Consider the following 8,773-nt stretch of genomic DNA (forward strand, 5'->3'; position numbering starts at 1 on the left):
TCCTCGAAGGGCACGCCGACGGGGAGGTAGAAGAGCGGGTCGTGGGCCGAGGTCTGGTCAGTGACAATGTCGATCGGCGCACCCTGCTCGAGCAGCGCCGGCACCATCTCGGCCGCGTTGCCGAGCACCCCGATGGACAGCGGCTTGCGGGCGTCGCGGGCCTCGATCGCGAGCTCCACCGCGTGCGAGAGCGAGGACGCCTGCACGTCGAGGTATCGGTGCTCGATCCGGCGCTCGATCCGCGACTGATCGCACTCGATGCAGATCGCGACGCCGTCGTTCATGGTGACGGCCAGCGGCTGCGCGCCGCCCATGCCGCCGAGCCCGGCGGTGAGGGTGATGGTCCCGGCGAGGGTGCCCTCGAAGCGGAGGTCGGCGATCGCCGCGAACGTCTCGAAGGTCCCCTGCAGGATGCCCTGGGTGCCGATGTAGATCCACGAACCGGCGGTCATCTGGCCGTACATGGTCAGCCCGAGGTCCTCGAGGCGACGGAACTCCTCCCAGTTGGCCCAGTCGCCGACCAGGTTGGAGTTGGCGATCAGCACGCGCGGCGCCCAGGTGTGGGTGCGCATGACCCCGACCGGCTTGCCGGACTGCACCAGCATCGTCTCGTCGTCCTCGAGGTCGCGCAGGGTCCGGACGAGGGCGTCGTACGCCTCCCAGTTGCGCGCCGCCTTGCCCGTCCCGCCGTAGACGACGAGGTCCTCCGGGCGCTCGGCGTTGGCCGGGTCGAGGTTGTTCATCAGCATCCGCAGCGGTGCCTCGGTCTGCCACGACTTGGCGCTCAGCTCGGTGCCGGTGGCGGCGTGGATGGGCAGGCGCGGGTTGGTGGGGTGGGTCATGCGAGTTCTCCGATCACGGATTCGGCGGCGGCAAGGACCGCGCCGGAGGCGACGAGCGAGACGGCTGCCTCGATCTCGGGGGACAGGTGGCGGTCGGGCCCCGGGCCCTGGATGCCGGCGTCGCGCAGTGCCCGGACCACCGCCGCGGTGGCCGGCGACGGTGTCAGCGGAGCGCGCATGTCGAGCGCGCGGGCGGCGGTGAGCACCTCGATGGCGACGACGCGGGTGAGTCCGTCGACGGATCTGCGCAGCTTGCGGGCGGCCGACCAGCCCATCGAGACGTGGTCCTCCTGCATGGCGCTGGAGGGGATCGAGTCGACCGAGGCCGGGTTGGCGAGGCGCTTGAGCTCGGAGACGATCGCGGCCTGGGTGTACTGCGCGATCATGTGGCCGGAGTCCACGCCGGGGTCGTCGGCGAGGAACGCGTTGAGCCCGTGGCTGCGCGTCTTGTCGAGGAACCGGTCCGTACGCCGCTCGCTGATCGAGGCCACGTCGGCGGCGACGATCGCCAAGAAGTCGAGGACGTAGGCCACCGGGGCGCCGTGGAAGTTGCCGTTGGACTCGACCCGGTCGTCGATCACGACCGGGTTGTCGACGGCCGAGGCCAGCTCGCGACCGGCCACCGCTGCGGCGTACTCGACGGTGTCCCGCGCAGCACCGTGGACCTGCGGCGAGCAGCGCAGCGAGTAGGCGTCCTGGACGCGGTTGCAGTCGCCGGTGCGGTGCGAGGCGACGATCCCGGAGTCGGCCATCAGCGCCATCAGGTTGGCGGCGGAGAGCGCCTGGCCGGGGTGCGGGCGGATCGCCTGCAGCTCGGGGGCGAAGACGCGGTCGGTGCCGAGCTGGCCCTCGACGCTCATCGCGGCGGAGATGTCGGCGGTCTTGAGCAGCATCCGCAGGTCGGCGATCGCCATCACCAGCATGCCGAGCATCCCGTCGGTGCCGTTGATCAGCGCGAGCCCCTCCTTGGCGGCGAGCTCGACCGGGGTGAGGCCGACTGCGGCCAGCGCCTCGGCGGCCGGCATCAGGGTCCCGGAGGAATCTCGCACCGACCCCTCCCCCATCAGCGCGAGGGCGCAGTGGGACAGGGGCGCGAGGTCCCCCGAGCAGCCGAGCGAGCCGTATTCGTGCACCACCGGTGTGATCCCGTGCGTGAGGAGGTCGGCCAGGAGCTGGGCCGTCTCGCGCCGGATGCCGGTGTGACCCGTTGCCAGGGTCGAGAGCCGCAGCAGCATCAACCCGCGCGTCACCTCGCGCTCGACCTCGGGTCCGGAGCCGGCGGCGTGCGAGCGGACCAGTGACTTCTGCAGCTGCGCACGCATCTCGGTCGGGATGTGGCGCGTGGCCAGGGCCCCGAAACCGGTCGAGATGCCGTACGCCGGGGTCGCGGCCGCCGCCAGCTCCTCGACCACCGCCCGGGCCCTGTCGATCGCGACCACGGCCTCCTCGGAGAGCGTGACGGGGGCGCCGTCGCGGGTCACCGCGACGATGTCGGCGAACGAGACGGGGCCGGTGCCGACGGAGACGGGGGTGAGTGCCATGTCGTCATCCAACTCCCGCAGTCGACCGCGCACCACCGTCCTGGTCGCCGACCCGTCTCGAATCCGAGACAACCTGCTCTTGCCGAGCACCGGGCCGGTGGGGGACGGTGGTGCCCGGACCGAGAGGGAAGCGTGATGGCCAAGACCGCACCGCCAGCGGGCGCCGACGACGTCGGCCCCGACGAGACGGCCAGGGACCCGGAGCGCTACACGAAGAAGGGGCGGCTCAGGAGCGGCGTCTACGACGATGAGATGGAGCGGCTGCAGGAGCAGCTCGTGCTGCTGCAGTACTGGATCCAGTCCCAGGGCCTGAAGGTGCTGGTGATCTTCGAGGGCCGCGGATCAGCCGGCAAGGGCGGGGTGATCAAGCGGATCACCGAGCGGACCAGTCCCCGCACGGTGCGAGTGGTCGCCCTGCCCAAGCCGACCGAGCGCCAGCAGACCCAGTGGTACTTCCAGCGCTACGCCGAGCACCTCCCCGCGGCCGGCGAGATGGTCCTGTTCGACCGGTCCTGGTACAACCGCTCGAACGTCGAGTGGGTGATGGGCTACTGCACCGAGGAGGAGCATCAGGAGTTCCTGCGCAGCTGCCCGGAGTTCGAGCGGATGCTGGTCCGGTCCGGGATCACCGTGCTGAAGTACTGGTTCTCGGTGTCCTTCGAGGAGCAGCGCAAGAGGTTCGAGGCCCGCAACGCGCAGCCGATCAAGCGCTGGAAGCTCTCCGCCATGGACCTCGCCGAGCACGAGCACTACGTCCGCTACTCGATGGCCAAGGACACGACGTTCCAGCACACCGACATCAAGCAGGCACCGTGGTACGTCGTGCCCTCCGACGACAAGCTGGCAGCGCGGCTCAACTGCATCAACCACCTCGTCAGCCAGTTCGACTACGTCGACGTCGCCCCCGACGAGATCACGCTGCCGGCGATGCGGCAGACGCCGTACGTCAGGCCACCGATGCACGAACAGACCTTCGTCCCCCAGCTCTTCTGAGACCGGCCCTACTCTGGCGCGCATGAGCCAGGTCCCCGCAGCCACCCGCACCCTGCGCGTGCTGCGCTTCCTGGCCAGCCAGCCCGACCCCGTCGCCCTCGACCGGATCGCGCGGGCCTGCGACCTGCCGCGCAGCACGGCCTACCACCTCGTCAACGCGATGATCGCCGAAGGCTTCGTGGTCCACCTCGAGGACGAGCGGCGCTACGGCCTCGGCGTCGCGGCCTTCGAGGTCGGCAGCGGGTTCGCGCGGCAGGAGCCGCTGCAGCGCATCGCGCGGCGGCCCCTCGCCGCCCTCGTCGACACGACGGGGTACGGCGGTCACCTCGCCGTCCTGCACGGGCGCGACGTGCTCTACGTGCTCGAGGAGCGCGCACCGGGACGCCCACCGCTGGTCACTGACGTGGGCGTGCGCCTGCCCGCGCACCTGACCGCGAGTGGCCGGGCGATCCTGATGGCGCTGCCCAGCAGCCAGGTGCGGGCGCTCTACCCCGACCGGGCGGCGTGCGTGGACCGGCTCGGCACCGGCCCGACGTCGCTCAGCGGGCTCCGGACGGTGCTCAGCGAGGCGCGCCAGCGCGGCTACGCGATCGAGGACGGCGAGGTCTCCGACGGCCTGGCGAGCGTGGCCGCGCCGGTGCTCGACCACAACCAGCACCCGGTGGCCGCCGTCGCGGTGACCTTCGCGCACGGCACCGCGTTCGAGGAGGCGGCGGGCGCCGTACGAACCACCGCGGTCGGGCTGTCCCGGCGGCTGGGCGGGTGAGGTGACGCCAATGTGAGCGGCCGACCACTCACCCTCACGGGGAGCCGGCCGGCCGCCACGCCGGATGATCATACGAGTCAACCATGACTACGAGGTGGCATTGCCACCCGCGGACCCCCCCGGATCCAGGTCTACTCAATCTGCGTCTGATGTGTGCGCCAGACGCATTTCCGAACGTGGGCCAAGAGTCTCAATCGACGCCCCACAGGGCCTACACCGGGCAGCCACGGGTCGGTAACAAGTTTCCGGAGCGACGCGTGTCGCTGACGGCTGCCAGTCGTTGACTCACCAACCAGGAGGTAACGCCGTGGAATCCACTCCGCCCCGATCGACCCGTCGCCAAGGCGCCGCGGTCCTCGTCACGCTCGCCCTCGTGGGCGCTGGACTGGCGCTGAGCGACGAGACATCGGCCCGGACCGGCACCCTGCCGGCCACCCACGACGCGGCCCCGACGTCCACGATCCATCAGGTGGGCGGGGACGGGCATGGTCACGACCACAGCGACTCCGCCACCAAGAACGCCGTCTCCCGCGGTGGAGAGGTGTCTGCGGCCACGCAGGACCCGACCACTGCCCGGCAGGCGCGCGACGCTGCGGCGTACGTCGCCAGCCAGCGCCGCCTCCGCGAGCCGGAGCTGACGACCGTGCGACCGGTCCCCCAGCGCACGGCGGTGCCGGCGACGCGCTACGCGATGGCCGGCGGCTGCTACACCTTGACCGACCGGGGCGAACCCCTCAGGTTCCGCGCCACCACTCTCGGCACCTACCTCCTCATCGACCGCGACCAGCGGTTCCTCGCGGCCGACGGCACGCGCACGACGACACCGTCGCCGGCCACCGAGTGGACCGCGCGCGGCCACGACGGTCGGATGCGCTTCAACTCCGGTGGCACCGCCCTGAGGCTCGACGACCTCGACGCGTTCTCCCTTCGCACGGCCAGCGGTTGCCCGGCGTTCGCCGAGGCCCTGGTCAACGTCAGCGGCCGCCCGCACGCCGGCATCACGCCCTTCCAGGAGGTGCGCGGGTACGTCGACGCGCACACCCACGGGATGGCGTTCGAGTTCCTCGGCGGATCCGTGCACTGCGGCAAGCCGTGGGACAGGTACGGCCCGGCATACGCGCTGGTCGACTGCCCCGACCACAGCGCGACCGGCGGCTACGGCGCGGCGCTCGAGACCGCCCTCGGCGGCAAGCCCGGCCACGACCCGGTCGGCTGGCCCACCTTCAAGGACTGGCCGGCGCCCGAGTCGCTGACCCACGAGGGCACCTACTACAAGTGGCTCGAGCGATCGTGGCGCGGCGGCCAGCGGATCTTCGTCAACCTGCTCGTCGAGAACAACAAGCTCTGCGAGCTCTACCCGCTGAAGAAGAACTCCTGCGACGACATGGACTCGGTGCGCCTCCAGGCCCGGCGGATGTATGAGCTGCAGGACTACATCGACGCCCAGGCGGGCGGTCCGGGGTTGGGCTGGTACCGCATCGTCCGCTCCCCGTGGGAGGCGCGGGAGGTGATCAACGCCGGCAAGCTCGCGGTGGTGATGGGCATCGAGACCAGCGTGCCCTTCGGCTGCACGTTCAAGCGGTTGCCCGGCGGCGACGTCGACGCGTGCGACCCGGCGGGCATCGACCGGCAGCTCGAGGAGATGCACCGGCTCGGCGTGCGCCAGATGGAGCTGGTCAACAAGTTCGACAACGCGCTCTCCGGCATCGCGGGCGACAACGGCACCACCGGAGTCGCGGTCAACGCGGCCAACTTCCTCGAGACCGGCTCGTTCTGGGACATGCGCCACTGCACACCGGCCGACGGCGAGAGTGCGGACCACGCGCAGTTCGCGGCACCCGACATCAGCGCCGGGCAGCAGGACGCCCTCTTCGGTGCCATCGGCCAGCTGAGCGGGCTGCTCAACCTCGCGGCCCTGCCGATCTACGGCCCGCCGATGCACTGCAACACCCGCGGGCTGACCGACCTCGGCACCCACCTCGTCGACCGCCTCGCCGACAAGCACATGCTGATCGACCCCGACCACATGAGCGTCAGGGCCCGCAACACCCTGCTCGACCAGCTCGAGGCGCGGGCCTACTCCGGCGTGCTGTCCAGCCACTCCTGGTCGACGCCCGACGCCTACCCCCGGATCTACCGCCTCGGCGGCTACGTCGCGCCGTACGCCGGAGACTCCACCGGCTTCGTGGCGAAGTGGCGCCGCCACCTGGGCTGGGCCGACAAGCGCTTCTACTTCGGCTTCGGGTACGGCGCCGACATCAACGGCCTCGGCGCCCAGGGCAACCCGCGCGGAGCCGACGCCCCCAGCCCGGTCGCCTATCCGTTCCGCGGACTCGGCGGCGTCCGGATCGACCGGCAGCACGCAGGCGAGCGGGTCTACGACATCAACGTCGACGGGGTCGCGCAGTACGGCGCCTACCCCGACTGGATCGAGGACGCCGCCCACGTCGCCGGCGCCGACGGTGACGCCCTCAAGGACGACATGTGGCGCGGGGCGGAGGCCTACCTGCAGACGTGGGAGCGGGCCGAGGGCATCGCCCCGGACTCGTGCCGCAACCCCGACCTCCGGCGTGCCCGCTCGTCGTTCGTGGAGCTGGCGCGGCCCGGCCTGTCGGTGCGGCAGCTGATGATGCGCGTGGGCCAGCCCTACCAACGGCTGGGCTCGGAGTTCACCTACTGCGTCACCGGCGGCAGGGTCGGCGTCCGTCTCAGCGCCTCGGGCAAGGTCGCCTCCGTCACCTGAGTCTCCCGAACGGGCCCGCGCCGCCGGGTGGTTACCGAGAAGTAGGATCCATCTCACGGCGCCAGCGCTACGCACTCGGCGTACGTAGTCATAGGCTCCGAGCACGACCGCCAAGACCCACGGAGAGCAGTCCTTCATGCAGATCTTTGCCATCGTCGTTTCCCTGGCTTTGACCGTCGGCGCCATCGCGCTGCTGGTGCCCGCCGTGCGCAAGATGCTCGGCGTCATCCGCAGCGGCCAGCCGGCACCGGGTCGCCGAGACAACCCGGCCGGTCGCACGGCGACGATGCTGAAGGAGACCTTCCTCCACACCCGGATGCTGCAGTGGAAATGGGTCGGGATCATGCACTGGTTCGTCTACATGGCGTTCCTGTTCCTCAGCACGGCCGTGCTCGCGGCGTACTTCCAGCTCTTCAAGCCGGACTTCGCCTATCCGGTCATCGGCCACTGGTACCCGTTCGAGTGGTTCATGGAGGTGATCGGGGCGCTGAGCACGGTCGGCATCGTCTTCTTGATCATCTACCGCCAAATGCACCACCCGCGCAGCCTCGGCCGCAAGAGCCGGTTCTTCGGCTCGACCATGTGGCAGGCGTACTTCGTCGAGGCGCTGGCCCTGCTCGAGGGGGCCGCGATCCTGTTCGTCCGCGCCGCGGAGTGGAAGCTCGACACGGAGGCCGGGCGCGCCCACTACCCGTTCTCCTCGATCCTCGGCGACGTGCTCTACCCCGACTCGGTCGGTGCGCTGGAGAACACCATCTACTTCATCGCGATGTTCAAGATCGCGCTCGCGATGGTCTGGCTGATGGTGATCGCCCGCAACATCACGATGGGCATCGCGTGGCACCGCTTCACCGTGTGGTTCAACATCTACTTCAAGCGCGAGTCCGACGGCAGCACCGCGCTGGGCGCGATGAAGCCCCTGACGTCGGGCGGCAAGGCGGTGACGCTCGACGACATCGACGACCTCGACGAGGACTCGATCCTCGGCGTCGGCTCGATCGAGGACTTCTCCTGGAAGGGCATCCTCGACTTCACCACCTGCACCGAGTGCGGCCGCTGCCAGTCGCAGTGCCCCGCCTGGAACACCGAGAAGCCCCTCTCCCCGAAGCTGCTCATCATGGGCCTGCGCGACCACGCCTACGCGAAGGCCGCCGAAGCCGCGGCCGGCGCAGCCGCGTCGGGCACGCCCGAGGGCGGGGTGGCCGTGGCGGAGAAGTCGCTCATCGGCTCCGGCATGGAGGGGAACTGGTTCTACAACCCCGAGGGTGCCGACTACGTCATCGACGAGGACGTCCTGTGGTCGTGCACCTCCTGCGGAGCCTGCGTCCAGCAGTGCCCCGTCGACATCGAGCACGTCGATCACATCATGGACATGCGCCGCTACCAGGTGCTCGTCGAGTCCAACTTCCCGGCCGAGCTCAACGGGCTCTTCAAGGGCCTGGAGAACAAGGGGAACCCCTGGAACATGTCGCCGACGGCGCGCCTGGACTGGGCCAAGGGCCTCGACTTCGACGTCCCGGTCGTGGGCGAGGACCTCGAGTCGCTGGAGTCGGTGGACTGGCTGTTCTGGGTCGGCTGTGCCGGCGCCTACGAGGACCGCGCCAAGAAGACCACCCGCGCCGTCGCCGAGCTCCTCAACATGGCCGGAGTCAGCTTCGGCGTGCTCGGCAACGGTGAGACCTGCACCGGCGACCCGGCCCGGCGCGCGGGCAACGAGTTCGTCTTCCAGGGACTGGCCCAGCAGAACATCGAGACGTTCAAGGAGTTCAAGGTCAAGAAGGTCGTCTCGACCTGCGCGCACTGCTTCAACACGTTGAAGAACGAGTACAAGGACTTCGGCATCGAGCTCGAGGTCGTGCACCACACGCAACTGCTCAACCGCCTCGTG

The 8,773-nt window shown here is 70.1% G+C and carries 6 protein-coding genes; 4 read left to right on the top strand and 2 right to left on the bottom strand.

All coding sequences use genetic code 11. From position 1 onward, the window contains the following. Together hutU and hutH are read right to left on the bottom strand one after the other, a co-directional pair. Positions 1-842: urocanate hydratase (gene hutU, locus RMO85_RS16445; RefSeq protein WP_310529799.1), on the bottom strand; the 842-nt coding region annotated here is incomplete at its 3' end. Continuing rightward, positions 839-2,383: a histidine ammonia-lyase gene (hutH, locus tag RMO85_RS16450; protein ID WP_310529800.1), complete on the bottom strand. Its 1,545-nt coding sequence runs from the start codon at positions 2,381-2,383 to the stop codon at positions 839-841. The genes hutU and hutH, both read right to left, overlap by 4 nt. Positions 2,384-2,518: 135 nt before the next feature. Here hutH and ppk2 point away from each other — a divergent pair, with 135 nt between their 5' ends. The 4 genes from ppk2 to RMO85_RS16470 form a co-directional block, all read left to right on the top strand. Further along, the gene (gene ppk2, locus RMO85_RS16455) at positions 2,519-3,376 is read left to right on the top strand and encodes a polyphosphate kinase 2 (protein ID WP_310529801.1); all 858 of its coding nucleotides are present in this window, start codon (positions 2,519-2,521) and stop codon (positions 3,374-3,376) included. 22 nt (positions 3,377-3,398) lie between these two features. Then, positions 3,399-4,142 (top strand): IclR family transcriptional regulator, encoded by a 744-nt coding sequence (locus RMO85_RS16460; RefSeq protein ID WP_310529802.1) that lies wholly within the window; start codon positions 3,399-3,401, stop codon positions 4,140-4,142. 307 nt (positions 4,143-4,449) lie between these two features. Continuing rightward, entirely contained in the window at positions 4,450-6,885 is a 2,436-nt protein-coding gene (locus RMO85_RS16465) for a hypothetical protein (RefSeq protein ID WP_310529803.1), read from the top strand. Positions 6,886-7,021: 136 nt separating this feature from the next. After that, on the top strand, positions 7,022-8,773 hold a 1,752-nt coding region (locus RMO85_RS16470; protein WP_310529804.1), incomplete at its 3' end, for a (Fe-S)-binding protein.

Origin of the sequence: Nocardioides sp., assembly GCF_031422975.1 — a bacterium.
Classification (GTDB): Bacteria; Actinomycetota; Actinomycetes; order Propionibacteriales; family Nocardioidaceae; genus Nocardioides.

Bases quoted from the DNA above. Each gene is read 5' to 3' on its own strand.
- ppk2 (WP_310529801.1), top strand. From the start codon at position 2,519: ATGGCCAAGACCGCACCGCCAGCGGGCGCCGACGACGTCGGCCCCGAC.
- RMO85_RS16460 (WP_310529802.1), top strand. From the start codon at position 3,399: ATGAGCCAGGTCCCCGCAGCCACCCGCACCCTGCGCGTGCTGCGCTTC.
- hutH (WP_310529800.1), bottom strand. From the start codon at position 2,383: ATGGCACTCACCCCCGTCTCCGTCGGCACCGGCCCCGTCTCGTTCGCC.